The 16,208-nt window shown below is 38.1% G+C and carries 11 protein-coding genes; 4 read left to right on the top strand and 7 right to left on the bottom strand.

Annotated elements, in window-relative coordinates:
- Window positions 1-40: 40 nt before the first annotated feature.
- On the bottom strand, window positions 41-352 hold the full coding sequence (locus IQ264_RS06545; protein ID WP_193979772.1) for a hypothetical protein: 312 nt from the start codon (window positions 350-352) through the stop codon (window positions 41-43).
- A gap of 193 nt (window positions 353-545) precedes the next feature.
- Between IQ264_RS06545 and IQ264_RS06550 the strand changes: the two genes are divergently transcribed.
- Both IQ264_RS06550 and IQ264_RS06555 read left to right on the top strand, forming a co-directional pair.
- The gene (locus tag IQ264_RS06550) at window positions 546-1,265 is read left to right on the top strand and encodes a hypothetical protein (RefSeq protein ID WP_193979774.1); all 720 of its coding nucleotides are present in this window, start codon (window positions 546-548) and stop codon (window positions 1,263-1,265) included.
- 135 nt (window positions 1,266-1,400) lie between these two features.
- Window positions 1,401-1,559 carry a type II toxin-antitoxin system RelE family toxin gene (locus IQ264_RS06555; RefSeq protein ID WP_228061328.1) on the top strand — a complete coding sequence of 53 codons (159 nt, stop codon included), beginning with the start codon at window positions 1,401-1,403 and terminating at the stop codon, window positions 1,557-1,559.
- 155 nt (window positions 1,560-1,714) lie between these two features.
- Here the strand turns inward: IQ264_RS06555 and IQ264_RS06560 are convergent, their stop codons facing one another.
- The 5 genes from IQ264_RS06560 to IQ264_RS32760 all read right to left on the bottom strand — a co-directional run bounded on the left by IQ264_RS06560 (window position 1,715) and on the right by IQ264_RS32760 (window position 11,632).
- Entirely contained in the window at window positions 1,715-3,220 is a 1,506-nt protein-coding gene (locus IQ264_RS06560) for an ATP-binding protein (RefSeq protein ID WP_193979776.1), read from the bottom strand.
- A gap of 55 nt (window positions 3,221-3,275) precedes the next feature.
- Window positions 3,276-8,582, bottom strand: coding sequence for a trifunctional serine/threonine-protein kinase/ATP-binding protein/sensor histidine kinase (locus tag IQ264_RS06565; RefSeq protein WP_193979778.1), 5,307 nt, complete (start codon window positions 8,580-8,582; stop codon window positions 3,276-3,278).
- 302 nt (window positions 8,583-8,884) lie between these two features.
- Complete coding sequence (locus IQ264_RS06570) at window positions 8,885-10,555, bottom strand: metallophosphoesterase family protein (RefSeq protein WP_193979818.1); 1,671 nt, start codon at window positions 10,553-10,555, stop codon at window positions 8,885-8,887.
- Window positions 10,556-10,670: 115 nt separating this feature from the next.
- Window positions 10,671-11,183, bottom strand: coding sequence for a helix-turn-helix domain-containing protein (locus IQ264_RS06575; protein WP_193979780.1), 513 nt, complete (start codon window positions 11,181-11,183; stop codon window positions 10,671-10,673).
- A gap of 221 nt (window positions 11,184-11,404) precedes the next feature.
- Complete coding sequence (locus IQ264_RS32760) at window positions 11,405-11,632, bottom strand: DUF6932 family protein (RefSeq protein WP_228061329.1); 228 nt, start codon at window positions 11,630-11,632, stop codon at window positions 11,405-11,407.
- Window positions 11,633-11,720: 88 nt separating this feature from the next.
- On the opposite strand from IQ264_RS32760, the gene IQ264_RS06585 reads away from it, so the two are divergent.
- A complete protein-coding gene (locus tag IQ264_RS06585) occupies window positions 11,721-13,214 on the top strand; it encodes a CIA30 family protein (RefSeq protein ID WP_193979782.1) in 1,494 nt (497 codons plus the stop codon).
- A gap of 249 nt (window positions 13,215-13,463) precedes the next feature.
- Window positions 13,464-14,876, top strand: a complete 1,413-nt coding sequence (locus IQ264_RS06590) for an LCP family protein (RefSeq protein WP_193979784.1) — start codon at window positions 13,464-13,466, stop codon at window positions 14,874-14,876.
- A 233-nt stretch (window positions 14,877-15,109) separates the two neighbouring features.
- Here IQ264_RS06590 and IQ264_RS06595 read toward each other — a convergent pair whose 3' ends face one another.
- Complete coding sequence (locus tag IQ264_RS06595) at window positions 15,110-16,189, bottom strand: peptidoglycan-binding domain-containing protein (protein ID WP_193979786.1); 1,080 nt, start codon at window positions 16,187-16,189, stop codon at window positions 15,110-15,112.
- Window positions 16,190-16,208: the final 19 nt, after the last annotated feature.

A 16,208-nucleotide genomic window follows, 5' to 3' on the forward strand; every position in this document is an offset into this window, starting at 1 on the left:
TCGATGGCGGTCCCCAGCCCCTAATCCCCAGTCCCCTCGATCAAGTAGCTTCAGCAGTTTTTGGTTTAGGTACATTTACTGGACTAGTGCGAGTAGTTTCCTTGGCATCAATGGGTTTGAATTCAATGTGGTTTAATAGAGTCGTGACGAAAGCAAAAAGTAAGAAGGGTAGGGAAAGAACTACAATTAATCCAACGGCAGCTAGGGCGTAAATTTGGCGGCTAGTACTCCATAATGCCAAAGCAGAGGCTAAAGAAAGGAAAATTACAATTAACCAAACTACTATTTGACCGTAAATATCGCCAAAGGTAAGAGTGCAGACCATCCGATACTTTTGTATCTCATTAGCCATGATACGATCCTCGTAATATTGCTATAAATTTCTACATTAAAGTTTGAATTAGGGTTTGGTTTAATTTTCAATATTTTTTTAAATATTTGCAATAGAACTTTACAATTTGTTTATGTTTGTCAGGAAATAAAATTAATTTAAGTAAGCAACCGTAGCAATTATTACTGCACATTAGGGAAGTGATTTACTAGACATGATATTATTTCATCCAACTACCATTAAGCACTATAGTAAATTAGGGTTATTAGTGTTAATTGCGATCGACACGCTCCTCGCTCTAATTTATTTTATTAGTGCTTTAACTACAGGCGAACCTTTAACGGCTTTTAATTTCGATCGCAAATGGTCAATCCCTGTAGTATATTCTGCAATTCAACTTCTTGTAATTGGAATTTGCTTAGTAATTGCAGCTTTCCGAAAAAAGCGTTCTGCACCCCTTCCTTCCCGTTGGTTTCTCTTAGCCGTAGGTGTAGGATTTCTCGACTTATTCATCGAAAAACTGTTTAAATTTCACTCCTCAGAATTACCAAAATTCCTCAATTCTTTAGATTGGATGCCTCGATTTCCCGGTGGGGGTGGTTCTTGGATATTTATCTATGTACCAGCAGGAATTATCATCATCTTGCTTGGTTATCGGGACTTAATTGCGCTTTGGAAAGCTTATCCTAAAGGAACATTTATTACAGTATTAGGAGTCGTGCTTTCTTTTGCTGGCGGAGTATTTTTAGATTTTATCTATTACTTGTTTTTGCAAGTTAAATTCGCGCAAATGGCGGAAAGTGGTAACTCGTTAGCGTTGATTTTATCTACTTTAAAAATTACCCTTGAGGAATTCTTGGAAATGTTTGGTGAAAGTATTACCCTCTACGGTTTGAGTTTGTTTTTAGTCAAACGATTGGAACGTAATATTTAACTTAGAAACCCGATTCTGCTATAATAAAAATATTATTTGCTAAAACTCTTGATTTATAATAATAAAATGATTTCACCTAAACTATAGTTGTAGGGACAAAAGGCGCGAATATTAGCCAAGATTTTCTTTACAACTTTGCCAGAAGCAACATCTATTCAAGAGTTACCAAATGTTAAAGCCTTAGCTGGAGCATCGAACCGATATCGTATTCGAGTTGGTGATTATCGGATTGGTTTTGAGGTCAATGAAGACGGGATACAATACTGCTCGGTTAAGCAAATTTTTGGTCTGTAGGGGCACGCTACGCGAACGCCCTTGCCTTTAACCGAGCAGTATTGATCGTGGTTAGTTCATGGTGTGAAGATTTGGCAGAAAATCAGGGTAATTTTCTGCTTAATCGTGATACATATAAGTTGGCTTAGGCAAGAGGCACAAACTTTTAATTTGGATCAAACTTTTTGTGAAATTGGATAACCGATCGGCATCTCAATAATAAATTGCGTTCCTTTTCCTGGTAAAGAAATACATTGCAATTGACCTTTGTGTTTCTCTACCAAAATTTGTTGGCTAATTGATAACCCCATGCCTGTACCTTTTCCGATCGGCTTTGTAGTGAAAAAGGGATGGAAAAGTTTAGAGCGAACTGTCTCTGTCATACCAGAACCATTATCGGTAATTGTAATGCGAATGGCTGAAACAGGGTATTCATCTGGGATGACTTCAGTACGAATTGAAATAATCGGTTTAAAGTCACTATCTTTTTGGCTAACTTGTTCTTCTAAAGCATCGATCGCATTTGCGATCAAGTTCATAAACACCTGATTAAGCTGACCCGCATAACAGTTTACCAGAGGTAGTTCACCATAGTCTTTTATCACTTCAATAGCCGGACGATCTGGTTTAGCTTTTATTCGATGCTGCAATATCATTAAGGTACTATCAATACCTTCATGTATATCTACTGGCTTGAGTTCAGTTTCATCCAAGCGGGAAAAATTTCGCACAGACAGCACAATATTGCGAATACGTTCGACTCCTACTTGCATGGAAAAAAGCAGTTTTGGCAAATCATCTATGATAAATTCTAAGTCAATATCTTCTATTTCATTGACAATTTCCGCTTCTGGTTGCGGGTAATACCTTTGGTATAAATTTAGCAAATTGAGGAGTTTTTTGGTATAGTCATTAGCGTGGGGAAGATTGCCATAAATAAAGTTCACTGGGTTGTTAATTTCATGGGCTACCCCTGCAACTAATTGACCCAAACTAGACATTTTTTCACTTTGGATTAACTGGAGTTGTGTTGCTTGCAACTCTTTTAAAGAATGTTCTAAAGCTAGGGCTTTTTCGCGTTCTTTTTGTTCGCTCAGTCGGAGTGCAATCTCCACTTTCTGGCGCTGCGCTATTTCAGACTGCAATTTATGACTAAGAGAAAAATTTCTCAAAGCTGTTAGTATGGTTGTATATAGCTTTGTTATTGTTAGTTCTGTTTTAGTTTTATAATCATTAATATCATAATTAATAATCACGTTTTTTTCTGGCACTTGTCCAGGTTGACCTGTGCGTAAAATAATTCGCACCAACTGATTGCCAAGCTCTTCCCGAACATATTTAACAAATTCTAGGCCAGCATCATCTGTTTCCATAATTACATCAAGCAGGATGATGGCGACATCAGGATGTTCTTGGATTAATTGTTTAGCTTCTTTGGCGGAGTAAGCACTAATAAAGCTTAAAGCTTTTTCTTCAAAATACAATTTCTTTAAGGCAATATGAGTTGCTGTGTGAACCTGTTCTTCATCATCTACAATTAAAATTTTCCAGCTTTCATTTGGCGGGTCTTCAGATACTTCATCATCAGCAAAAAATAACTCATCATCTGAGTTTAATTTATCAACTAATGCAACTTCTTCAGATGATTCATTTGTTAAAAAAGCATAAGTATCCTCTTTCATAGCCTCTTACCTTCATTATGCAATTTTTGGGTGTTAATTACTGTTTGGCATGAATTCACATGGGTAATTTAATTATAAATTTTGTTCCGGCTCCTGCCTCACTTTGACACAGAATTTCACCTTTAAGCGTTTGCGTCACCAAATTGTAAACAATATGTAATCCTAATCCTGTGCCACCATTACCACGCTTGGTGGTGAAGAATGGCTCAAAAATTTTACTTAAATTTTCTTTAGGAATGCCTTTTCCATCATCGGAGTATTCAAAGATAAAGCGATCGCCTTCTTGCATCCAATCAAACACAATCTCTCCACAAGCGTCCCCATCGTAAGCATGAATTAGAGAGTTCATCAGTAAATTGGTGACAACTTGAGAAAAAGCACCAGGATAAGAATCTATAGTAATGTTGTCGTTTCCTTTAATTTTGATCGAAGGTCGGCAAGTTTTTAATTTAGCTTTCAATTGCAATAAAATTTCATCCAGATAACTTCTGATGCGGAAAGTTCGCCGTTCTTCGCTAGAGCGATCGACTGCTACTTGCTTAAAGCTTTGAATTAATGCTGCTGCCTGATTTAAGTTAATTAAAAGAACGTTGCTGCTTTGAGTTGCTATTTCCAAAAACTCTTCAAAATCGGAGCGTTTCATTTTGCCACTCTTGTAAGTAGTGCCAAATTCTGTAGAATGTTCTGCCAAAGCTGAAGCTACAGTAACACCAACACCGATGGGAGTATTAATTTCATGGGCAACACCCGCAACTAATCCCCCCAGAGATGCCATTTTTTCGGCTTCTACCAACTTACTTTGAGCAGCTTTTAAATGAGCGAGGGCTTCAGATAATTCTTGTGTGCGATCGCTCACTAATTGTTCTAAGTTTTGATTGAACTCCTGCAAATTTTTGTACAGTTGGGCATTTTCAATGGAAATCGCTATTTGAGCAGATAATAATTTTAATAGTTCTAATCTATCTGTAGTAAAAGCTCCTTCTGTTAGGTTATTTTCCAGGTACAGGATGCCTGTTAATTTGCCTTGGTGTAGTAGAGGCGTGCAGAGAACTGATTTAAGTTGAGTAGCAGCAATATAAGGATCGCGGGTAAATTGTCCTTCCTGTGCGGCGTTATTTAAGATGACATTTTCCTGGGTACGGATCGCATAGTTAGCGATCGAACTTGCCAGTTTGGTTGTATCCCCTGAAAGCGGAAGGGATTGCAGCACGCTTACCTCATCTTCCTTAACCGAACCTTCAGCCTCGATGACCCAGTTTCCGGTTTTTTCTAAAATCAAAAAACCTTTTTGGGCACCAGCATTTTCGATCGCAATTTTCATCAACCTTTCCAGTAATTTGCTCAAAACAATTTCTTCCGAAATTGCTTGAGAAGCTTTCATGACGCTCGCTAAATCTAAGGTTTCTCGCAAATTACTGCTGGTGGTAGTAGTACCAATCGTTGTTTGGCGAAGTGTTGTTTGAGTTCCTTTATTTACTGACTTTTTCGCTAGCAATTGCGGGTATTTTTCCTCTAAATCCTTAACTTTAGCCGCTGCTCCCCAAACTTGGTAACTATAATGAGCTTTTTCCATGTATGCTTGGGCGATCGTTTCTTTTCCCCATGATAGATAGAATTTTGCAGCTAATTCGTAAGCGAGTGCTTCTTCATTGATATACTCATTTTCTTGAGCAAGGGTAATGGCTTTATCATACATCTCGATCGCCTCTATTTTTTGGTTCAAAACCCGATGCCGTTCTGCCTCTATTAAATATAATTTGTGCAGGTGATTCATGGGGGCATGATGCGCCCAATTTTGAATTTTTTCCTGATTAGCTTGTACGCGATCGAAAATTTCTTTTTGCTCTGAATGCGGAGTATTGGGATACTCTGCCAGACGCACTAAAGAATCGTAGAAATAGAAGATAGCAACAGTTATCTGCCCTGTTGCTGCATTCAAATAATTTTCTGTTTGAGCGAGATTTTTAAACGCTTCAGGGTAATTTTCAAATAGATAAAAAAGCACAACTTTGTGCAAGTGTAAGTAATGAATCGCCAGGTAGTTATTGTTTTGCTGATACAGTTGCAGCATAGTCTCTTCGTCGTAGACTTCTCCCTTTAACTGGCATGGATTTTGGTTTCTTCCCATCAAGTTTAAGACGGCTTGCCACCAGATATCCTGAAAGTGAAGCGATGTTTCTTGCTTAATTTTAAGAATTGCATCGCGGTAGGTTGCTATCTCTCGTTCAACAAAGGTCAGTGGCTTGCCAAGAAAATACGAGCAATAACTGTACACCATGATGGCATAGCCAGCATATTCTAAATCTCCGGTTTCCAGCCCGCTAGAGAAAGCTGACAGCAATGGTTCTAAAATATTTTTGAGATGTTCTTTCCAATGTTGAACGCCAGCAGGCACCATGTGGAGAGTCTTGGTGGCGATGTCTTGAGCATTCAATTTTGATAGTAGACGTAAAGCTAATTGACCGAACTGATAGCCTGAATCTATATCTCCTATAACCCCACAGAGGAGAAGACTATACACCGCATAAGAAAACGGAGACACAGAAGCATTGCCATATTGAACGGATAAATCGATCTGTTTGCAAACTACTAAAGGCACCAGTGGCGGAACTGCAAAGTAGCAGGGAGAAAATATGCTTGACAGAATTCTGATAGTTGCTAGTTGATGAGGATCGGTCATTTGAGGGAGATTGATTAAGTCCTCTATTCGCGTTCCGCTTAAAATTGATGCGGTTTCTCCCAGAGCCTGCCCAATATCAGATGGGTTTGGCGAGTCGGGAAACTCTACCCCCAACTGCTTTAAGACTTGCAGCCCCGTATTCAGTGCTTCGTGTAACTTGTTCTGCCCCATATAAGCTTGGATCTGGACTTCGTACACCTTCAGTTTGTCCAGTAGGGTTTTGGCGCAGCTTTGCACGATTTGGGCTAATCTCTGCATCCCCTCAAAGTCACCACTCAGATATGCCGACTCTGCTGCTTCCTCATGCAGTGCTAATGTCAGTTCGTACTGACTATCCCAGCTAGAATCTACTAGTAGTCCTAAACCTATTGCCAAGTATTGGCTCGCGGCAGCATAAGCGGTTGCTGTTTTAGCTTTTTGACCTGCAATTAAATTCAGTTTAGCAATTTCAATTCGTTCAAATTCATCGTTAATTAGTTCTATACCCTGATTTAGATGATCGACGATCGCAAAGATTTCTTCTGCTTGTTTCTCTGGCGAGGTATTTTGCCAGAGTAGGCGACCGATTTGTAAGTGAACTGTTTTTTTAGAGCTTTCTTCAATCAGTGCATAAGCGGCTTGTTGCACGCGATCGTGCAAAAATTTGTAATTGGTAATCACTAAATGAGACTTAACAATTTCTGTTTCGGTTACGCCTAGTTCAGAGGTGGCTAAAATTAATCCATCTTGGATGGCTGGCAAGAGTTCTTGGAAGGTTTCTGCGGCTGTTTTTTCGTTGATAATCGCGAGAGTATTTAAGTCAAAACTATTGCCAACGCAGGCAGCTAATTTTAAAACTTTCTGAGTTGAAGTTGGCATTTTTTTCAATTTCCCAACCATCAATTCAACCACGTTATCGGTAATGCCTACTGCTTCTATTTGTGAGATGTTCCACTCCCAGTTTCTTTGCTGGGAATTGAAAGAAAGGAGGTTTTGTTCATAAAGTGTTCTGAGAAACTGGTTGACAAAAAAAGGATTTCCTTGAGTTTTATTGATGATTAAGTCGGCTAATGATATGACTGTGGCTGTATCCTTATAGACAGTATCAGCAATTAACTGAGCGATATGTTTGATATCTAAGGGTGTTAAGGTAATTTGGTTGATTGTCGTGCCCTGGTTTTTCAGCCCATCAAGGGTGATGATTAAGGGATGGGTAGGGTTTATTTCGTTATCTCGATAAGCGCCAATCAGAAATAAATATTTGGTTTCTTTATTGGTCAATATTATTTGCAGTAGTTTCAAAGTAGCTCCGTCCGCCCATTGCAAATCGTCGAGAAAGATGACTAAGGGATGTTCGATCGAGCAAAATACTCTGATGAATTTTTGAAACAGTAAATTAAACCGATTTTGCGCTTCTGTCGCACCTAATTCTTGTACTGGTGGTTGTTTACCAATAATCAGTTCGATTTCAGGAATCACATCTATAATAATCTGACCGTTATCACCAAATGCTTTTAATAGTTTTTCTTTCCAAGCGTTGAGTTGAGTTTCGCTTTCGGTTAAAAGTTGCTTGACTAAAGATTGAAATGCTTTGACGATCGCTGAGTAAGGAATATTGCGTTGAAATTGGTCGAATTTCCCGGCAATAAAATAACCCCTCGCCTTAGTAATCGGTTTATAAACTTCTTGTACTAAGGCAGATTTGCCAATGCCAGAGTAACCTGACACTAACATGATTTCTGTTGTGCCATTGCTAACTCTTTCAAATGCAGCTAATAAAGTTTCAACTTCTCGTTCTCTACCATAAAGTTTTTGCGGAATTTGGAATTTGTCAGTAATATCTTTTTGAGCGATCGCAAAATCTGCAATCTTTCCCTGAGTATTTAATTGGTATAAGCATTCCTCTAAATCAGCGACGATTCCCCAAGCACTTTGATATCTAGCTTCAGCCGTTTTTTCTAACAGCTTCATCACAATGTTAGAAATAGTTTTAGGTATTTTAAGATCGATTTCGCATGGTGGTACTGCTTGTTTAGCAATGTGAGAGTGAACTAATTCGATCGGATCGCTGTAATTGTATGGTAATTGTCCTGTCAGCAGTTCGTAAAAAGTAATTCCTAATGAATAATAGTCAGTACGGTAGTCAACCGAGCGGTTCATTCTGCCTGTTTGTTCTGGTGATATATAAGCTAGAGTACCTTCCAGAACATTAGGATTTTTGATAGTAGGATTTTCGGAAGTTAAGACAGTAGAGATCCCAAAATCTATAATTTGGACTAGTTCATTAGTTGGATTAATAATGATATTACTAGAATTAATATCTTTATGAATAATATTGTATTGATGAATTTCACCTAATGCTTTAGTTATTTTAATCGCTAAAGTCAAAAATTGATTTAAATTCTCTTGCCTAGTAGCTAAAAATGCCTTTAATGATTCTCCACCACAATCCTCAAAAACGATCGCTAAAGTTTTCTGATATTTCTCTAAGCTGTAGGTTTTCGGAACGCATTTTAAATTGAGCTTGCGTGTAATTTCGTACTCTTGCTTGTATCTGACTAATGATACAGATGTAGGACAATTTTCTTTAAGTAACTTAATAATCACAGGTTGTTTATCTTGCTTTCTCAAAGCACGATAAACTATAGAATTGTTACTTTCATAAATTGACTTCAAGAGATTGTAGCCAGCTAAGTTAATCATCGTTAATTCTCTCTTAACTATTAATAAAAATTAAGCTAAAAATAAATTTAAGCTTTTGACTCACTACGGAATATAACTAGCAACTTGAGTTAATCACCAACATTATATTTATAGAGATTACCCTTAAACTTTTATTAAACTTAAGAATTTAATAAGGTTTATTTTTTCTTAACACTACTCATAACTTCCACGGTTTTCAGGAAAATACATAACAACAAATGTTGAGCAACTACCTAAATATATAGATTTTTTGCAATAATGTTTTAGGTAATATTACATATTTTTACTCTTTTTCCCAAGTTTCAACTTTTATTCAAAGAGAATTCATCAAATTGAATAACTGGAGAATTTGGTTCTCGCGTATCAAAGCGGTAACTGCTCACCGTACCAGTTGCAGTATCTAAAATACTAAATACAGTGATATCATTGCTGGCAATATATGGCATTGGTTGATTATTTTCATTAACTAAAGGTACAATTGCTGGGATGATTGGCTCTAATCCGTTGGGATCGCCAGTAGGAGCATAATCTTCTGAGTTACTATCTGGTACAGGTCGTTTGTTATTACCTAAAGCTGCACCGTAAGAGTTACCGACGTTGGAAGTTTCGAGAAAATTAATGCCACTGGAATTCACAAAACGATTCCATAAATGACAATGCCCAAAAAATACCAATTGTACTTTTGCGGCGTTGAGTAATGGTTCAATATCCCGAATCAAGTAATCTTTTTCTTTAGGATATTCATAGCGAACTGATTTAATATTTCCGGTTTCATCTCGATCGATTATTTGTACTGGATCGGTAAATGGAGGAACAATATTATCGCCTAAAGTATGGAGTGGATGATGTAGCATTACTACTTTATATTTAGCTTTTTGAAATTCTGGACTATTTAACTCTTTTTCTAGCCATTGATATTGAATGCTACCTTGGTGTATTGGCTCAAAAATATGTTGTCCGTATCCCCAATTGGCGGGGTTATTTAAATCGCGATCGCTCTCTCGATACTTCCCTCTAATATTACTAGCTAAACTAGGACTGCGCCAGGGACAAGCAGCCAACAGAACTACTAAACGTACATCACCGATCGTAATTGCATAATACTTTTCTCCCCCAGCACTATGATTAGGTAAAGTAAAAATCTCTTCATAAGTATCAGTATTAAACGAATAATCTTTTAACCATAATTCTTCGGGAATACCAGCTTTATTTTGATAAATTTGCTTGGCGCGTTCACGGGGAAAAGAATCATTAAATTGTTCGCTTAAGTTAGTTTCTAAGGAAAATCTACCCATAACTTCGTGATTACCAATAGCGGGAAATAGCGGTGCGTGTTGAATAATTTCTCCGCCTTTGTAAATAGTAGATCTACCATTTTTTTCTAATTTAGAGTGAGCTTTTCCTTGCAAACAAGGGAAGAAAGCATTACCTCGGTTATCATCGAACCATTCGGAAGCGCGATCGGCTACATTCACCAAATCACCTGCAAAGAAAACCGCATCAACTCTGCCAATTATTTCAGTTACTTTTTGTAGATTAGCCGCCGTCATTGGCATTAATTGATGATCGGAAGTCAGCAAGATTTTTAAAGCTGTTCCCGCTAAAGGTTGAGGTGCAAGAGTAAAAATTTTACTACTAACAATTTTCCCATCTTCCCTTTCACTAGTCACTCGATAGGGAACTCGTTTACCTGGAATTAAATTAGTGATTTCTGCTTCATGTCGCCAAATATTCCGCACAACTGGTTGTTGATAAACTTGGTTTTCTTCAGTTTGTTCCCCAAATTTGGACTTTTGATCTTCGCGAGTGCGACTTAGTTTAATTGTGTTGGCGCTAACAATTTTATCTAAGTCATACCCAAAGGTAACGGTGTGGCGAGAACCGGGAAATTCTGTAAACCAAACTACTCGAATCGAGTTTTCTGTGGGAAGTTGCAAAAATGGATCGGTTAAAAGTTGGGGTTGGGAAGACATCATGATAAAGAGTTAGTAAAATTATGTTATTAATTTAGCAGCAAATGGGCGATCGAACATTGTAATAAGGTATGCACCACTTTGATATAAATGTAAATTATCACGTCTAAACATATCAGGTTTTAGTTTTCGTACTTACTTTTTCATTTCGCCATTTTTCTGCACTTTTTTTAACAGCTTCTATTTCCTCAAAGTCTACCTGCACTACAGCTGTTGCAAATTCTATACCCAAAACTGTGCTAACTTCGAGGATTTCCACAAAACTGGCACACTGATAATCTGTGTCTTCGTACTGCTTAACTCGCTGTTCTTCAATTCCTAAGATTTCTGCTAATTCTTGCTGACTCATTTTGGCAGCTATCCTAGCTTTAATTAAAGCATCAGGTAGCTTATTTAGGTTCTCAACTGTAATTTGAATTGGCTGACTTTTGTCACAGTTAATCAATCTTTCATATTCAATAATTTCTGATTTTAATGCGTCAACTTGACTTTGATATGAATCTCGATGAAGTTGCCAACGGGTTTGGTCAGCTTTCAAAGTTTCATTATTATCTAATTCAGCTACAGACTGTTCAAATCGCTGTAACCAATCTAAGGAAATTTTATACTCTTTCTCGTTTTTTATCATGGGTTCCACCTTGGCAAATCTATAGCAATAATTCCTTTGCTCATATTTGTTCTACTATCAAATTGGAAAAAGTCTATTTACGCTGTTCCCGAATCGTTAGCTGGGTAATTAGATGGAAAAATTTCGCCTTTATATTTGCTTTTTTGTTGAGCACGTCGCAGTGCAAAATTAGATAAAGTAGGCGCAATAGATTTTAGGTAAACTATATCAACTCCATTGTCCTACCAACAAGCATCAAAATCACCAGGTTTGTCTTTATTCGTGACAAAACTACCGTCAATATAAATTATTCTACAACCTGCTGCTTTTAATTGGGTCATTGCTAGTTCTAAACCATCTATCATCCGCCGTCTAGTTAAATTAATACCAAATCTCTCTTTAAACTCCTCCCATTCACAAAAATGAATCCCTGGTGGCAAATTACCGTTTTCATCAAATTCTGGAATCACTGCCTCACATCCACGTCATGAATCACTAATTACCTTTTATCATTTTAAAATAAAGTTGGGCAGTTCTACTAAGTAACAAGGACAGACTATGGCGGAGAATAATCGCGCACCTTGGGAATTTGGCAGATTTTTCCAAACTCTGACTTACTTTGAGGTAATTCCCTTTGTCAACTGTATTCAGCGGATATTTTCGGGAAATTTAAATGAAAAACCAACTCAATTTAAGGGAGGAAAAAAAATGGGAGTAGTGCTAGTAGCTGGTGCAACTGGCGGTGTGGGAAAGCGCGTAGTAAAAAGACTTGTAGAACGCGGATATTCAGTACGCGCGTTGGTGCGAAATGTGGAAAAAGCAAAAGAAATGTTGGGTAATAACCTAGAATTAATAGCTGGTGATATTACCAAACCGGAAACTTTAACTGAGGAAGTTTTCCACAATATTACTGCGGTAATTTGTTGTACAGGTGCTCGTGTGCAACCTGTAGAAGGCGACACTCCTAACCGGGAAAAGTACTATCAAGGCGTGAAATTTTATATGCCAGAAGTAGTAGATTCTCCTGAACTTGTAGAATACCAAGGTGTGAGAAATTTGGTGCAAGCAGCAGCGAAGTATTTAGGGAAACCTGACGAAAAAATGATTTTTGATTTTCGTAATGCTAACGATGATATCAAAAATGTTTGGGGTGCGATCGATGATGTGGTTATGGGTGGAGTTAGCGCCAGTAATATCCAATTAGTAGATAACACAGCTTTATTTGCTGGTAATGTTTCTACTGCTAATTCGGGAGGTTTCGCTTCAATTCGCACTCGCAATTTTGATACACCTTTGGATTTATCTGCTTACGAAGGTGTCGAGTTGCGGGTGAAAGGTGATGGCAAACGTTATAAATTTTTCCTGCGTACTGACACCAAATGGGATGGAATTGGTTATAGCTATTCATTCGACACAATAGCAAATACTTGGATGGATATTCGCATTCCTTTTGCTGATTTAATTCCAGTTTTTCGCGCCAAAACTTTACCCGAAACTGAAAAAATCGACCCTAGCAACATTCTTTCTTGCCAATTAATGTTGAGCAAATTTGAATATGATGGCGCACTCAATCCCAACTTTACCCCAGGCGGTTTTGCTTTGCAAATCGAAACAATTAAAGCCTATAATGGTGCGAGTTTACCTCAGTTTATCTTGGTAAGTTCTGCTGGTGTAACTCGTCCAGGTCGTCCAGGAATTAACCTAGAAGAAGAACCCCCAGCAGTGAGGATGAATGATGCGTTAGGGGGAATTTTAACTTGGAAATTGCGGGGAGAAGATAGCGTCAGAGAAAGTGGAATTGCTTACACAATTATTAGACCTACTGCATTAACTGAAGAAGCAGGGGGCAAAACTTTAGTTTTTAAACAAGGCGACAACATTCGAGGTAAAGTCAGTCGGGAAGATATCGCTGAACTTTGCGTACAGGCGTTAGAAGAACCAAAAGCTTGTTACCTCACCTTTGAAGTGAAAGAAACAGAAACCGCCTTTAGTGGAGGAAATTGGCAAAGTTTGTTTAATGGTATACAGCCAGATTTGCGATCGCTCCTCTAAAGTACTCCCAGAAACCGAGTTTTGCCAAATTTGAATTCAAAAACTCGGTTTCTCCCTCTCTTCTCTTCCTCTGCGTCCTCTGTGCCTCTGCGGTTTCATATTATACTCTTACGCAATAGGGTACAATCCCTGTATAATGCTCTGACTTGACAAAAAAGGAAATTAGCCTTTTCATCTGTTCAAGTTAGTAAATTAACTGACTCAATACAAGCAACTCAGATTGCTTTTGGTGTGATAGGAGTGTGAAAAATGTTAGATACCGCAGAACCAATAAAACATGGTTCCGAGTCTCAGTCGGGTAATTTTCCATCAGAAACAGAGAAAACTTCTCCGGTTCAGCAATGGCAAAGTTTAAAAACTAGCGTAGTAAAGCGAATTCAGTCAGCTGCGAAAAACAAAAGTTTATTCTGGGGTTTAGCATTTGGTGTTACAGCTACTGTTGCTACTAGTTTGGGAATCACTTTAGGTATTTTTGCACCTTTACCTTTTGTTGCATCAGAACAACAAACGCAATCTCTAAGTGATATTCTGCAAAAGTTTGCTGTATATAAAATGACGCGACCAGTTAATATTTTAGTCATGGGAGTTGACCGAGTTCCTGATGCACCTAAAGACTCACCTGCTGGTTTAAATGGTCGCAGCGATACATTATTATTATTGCGTTTAGACCCCAGTGATAACTCGGTGAAAATGCTTTCTATTCCCCGCGATACTCATGTAGATAATCCGTTTTTAAGCATTAATAAAATTAACCAAGCAAATGTGGATGGTGGTGCAGCTTTAGCCGCTGATGTTGTTAGCAGCACTTTAGATGGAGTCAAGATCGATCGCTACGTCCGAGTCACAACAGAAGCATTCCGCAAATTAGTTGATTTAGTCGGTGGTGTAGAAGTTTTTGTGCCGAAAAAAATGCACTACAAAGATGAAACTCAACATTTGGAAATTAATTTAGAACCAGGGTTACAAACTCTCAATGGAGAACAAGCAGAACAATTTGCTAGATTCCGTCAAGATGAAAATGGTGATATTGGTAGAGTACAAAGACAACAGTTATTACTACAAGCTGTCAGACAACGTTTAACAAATCCCAATATTTTGCCACGCTTACCCGAAATGATGTCAGTCATGAAAAACTATGTTGATACTAATATAAATTGGGAAGAAATGTTAGCTTTGGCAAATTTTGGGCTGAACTTGCAAAAAACTGATATTAAAATGGTAATGCTACCTGGTCGATTTAGTCACACGGGAGAATTTGATGGGAGGAGTTATTGGGTAGTTGATGAGGAAAAGCGCGATCGCCTTATGCAACAATATTTCGGCGTAGAAGTTAAAGAAATTGCCAAAGAAACTGAAAATGATTCCACAACTTCTGTCCGCATCGCCATTCAAAATGCCTCTGGTCAATCAAACATGAGTAATCGCGCCGCTCAATATTTAAGAAAATTAGGTTTCCGCAATATTTATTTAGTTCGAGATTGGCCTGAAACCCAAACAAAAACCCAAATTATTGTGCAGAAAGGTGATGTTAAAGCCGCAGAAAAATTACAATCAGCTTTAGGAATGGGTACTATTGAACCTGCTTCTGTTGGTGATATTGAATCAGATTTAACATTGCGCGTAGGAGAAGATTGGATACCATCAACAGCAGCAAATTTTTAAGTCCGTTGTGACGACTTCAGTTGTTTCCTTGTCAAATAGGAGGACTAAAGTCCTCACAACGAACCTAGCTTAAATTTTCAGTTTGTTGTAACGACTTCAGTCGTTTCCTTGTCAAATAGGAGGACTAAAGTCCTCACAACGAAACAGCTTAATTTTTAAGTTTGTTGTAACGACTTCAGTCGTTTCCTTGTCAAATAGAAGGACTAAAGTCCTCACAACGAACCTAGCTTAACTCAACCACCATCGATCGACCAATGCGGAGGATCGTAGCGCAAATGAATTACACCATAAGTAGCACCTACTTGCCAAAGAACAGTATTCTGATAACTAGTCCGAGGTGTACCAACACTAACAATTGTCCCTTGAGCATTCTTCACATTTAATGTTCCTTCCCAAGTAATTTCCCAGTCAATTGCATAACCTTGAGTATGGCGAGAAGTTAACGCCACAGGATTAGTACCAATACCATAAGCATTTACCATATCTTGCGCCGCTTGCACAGAAGCAGCATTAGTATAATGCACCCAATCAATAGAAACACCTGAGTAAGATGGCACATTTTGTGGAGCAATTTCTCCACGAGAAATCTGCGCCGAATAGTGCATTAAATAAGCCCTTTGTGGTGGTCGATAAACAGCAGCAATTACCATTTTTGCACCAGCTACCCGTAATGCTTGCTCAAATGCTTCGACTCTTTGGCGAAATGGTGAAGCTAAATCAGCTATGGTATTTCTCCCTGGAAAATAGTTTACCCAATGGGCACCACTTAATTGCTGCCTTAATCTTCTCGCATATTCAGTAATAATATCTAAAGCTGCTGGCAAATCTGTGCCTAATTTCTGTTTAGTTGCTGCAGAAAGAGTTTGTTCTAATCTAGGACGAAAGTTGATATCTATCTTTTTGTAAGTTTCTCCTAATCCTTCTACACTCCTCGCCCCAAAATCACCATCAATTGCTAAAGGTGGAACCAAAGAACCCATCACATTTAAACTGCGCTGCAAATCTCTGATTTCTGTTACCCCAAAATTGAGATAACTTAAAATCATATTCGCAGTACGATTAGGGACAAAAAATAGATATCCCTGTTCTAAAGCTTTCCTATAAGTTGTAGTATCTACCACTCCATTTACAGGTAAACTATTTCTTTGCTGATAATTGCGGGTGGCTGTATCGGTGACAGTACCAAAAACTCCATCAGCTGCCCCAATTGCAAAATTTTTGGACTGCAAAAATTGCTGCCAAGCACTGACATAAAGCCCAGTCGATCCTTTTCTAATTGTTTCTAATTTTAGAACATTAATATTAAAAGCCATAAATCAACCTTACTAGATA

Source organism: [Phormidium] sp. LEGE 05292 (assembly GCF_015207735.1).
GTDB lineage: Bacteria > Cyanobacteriota > Cyanobacteriia > Cyanobacteriales > Aerosakkonemataceae > Floridanema.

Bases quoted from the DNA above. Each gene is read 5' to 3' on its own strand.
- IQ264_RS06545 (WP_193979772.1), bottom strand. From the start codon at position 352: ATGGCTAATGAGATACAAAAGTATCGGATGGTCTGCACTCTTACCTTT.
- IQ264_RS06550 (WP_193979774.1), top strand. From the start codon at position 546: ATGATATTATTTCATCCAACTACCATTAAGCACTATAGTAAATTAGGG.
- IQ264_RS06560 (WP_193979776.1), bottom strand. From the start codon at position 3,220: ATGAAAGAGGATACTTATGCTTTTTTAACAAATGAATCATCTGAAGAA.
- IQ264_RS06565 (WP_193979778.1), bottom strand. From the start codon at position 8,582: ATGATTAACTTAGCTGGCTACAATCTCTTGAAGTCAATTTATGAAAGT.
- IQ264_RS06570 (WP_193979818.1), bottom strand. From the start codon at position 10,555: ATGTCTTCCCAACCCCAACTTTTAACCGATCCATTTTTGCAACTTCCC.
- IQ264_RS06575 (WP_193979780.1), bottom strand. From the start codon at position 11,183: ATGATAAAAAACGAGAAAGAGTATAAAATTTCCTTAGATTGGTTACAG.
- IQ264_RS06585 (WP_193979782.1), top strand. From the start codon at position 11,721: ATGGCGGAGAATAATCGCGCACCTTGGGAATTTGGCAGATTTTTCCAA.
- IQ264_RS06590 (WP_193979784.1), top strand. From the start codon at position 13,464: ATGTTAGATACCGCAGAACCAATAAAACATGGTTCCGAGTCTCAGTCG.
- IQ264_RS06595 (WP_193979786.1), bottom strand. From the start codon at position 16,189: ATGGCTTTTAATATTAATGTTCTAAAATTAGAAACAATTAGAAAAGGA.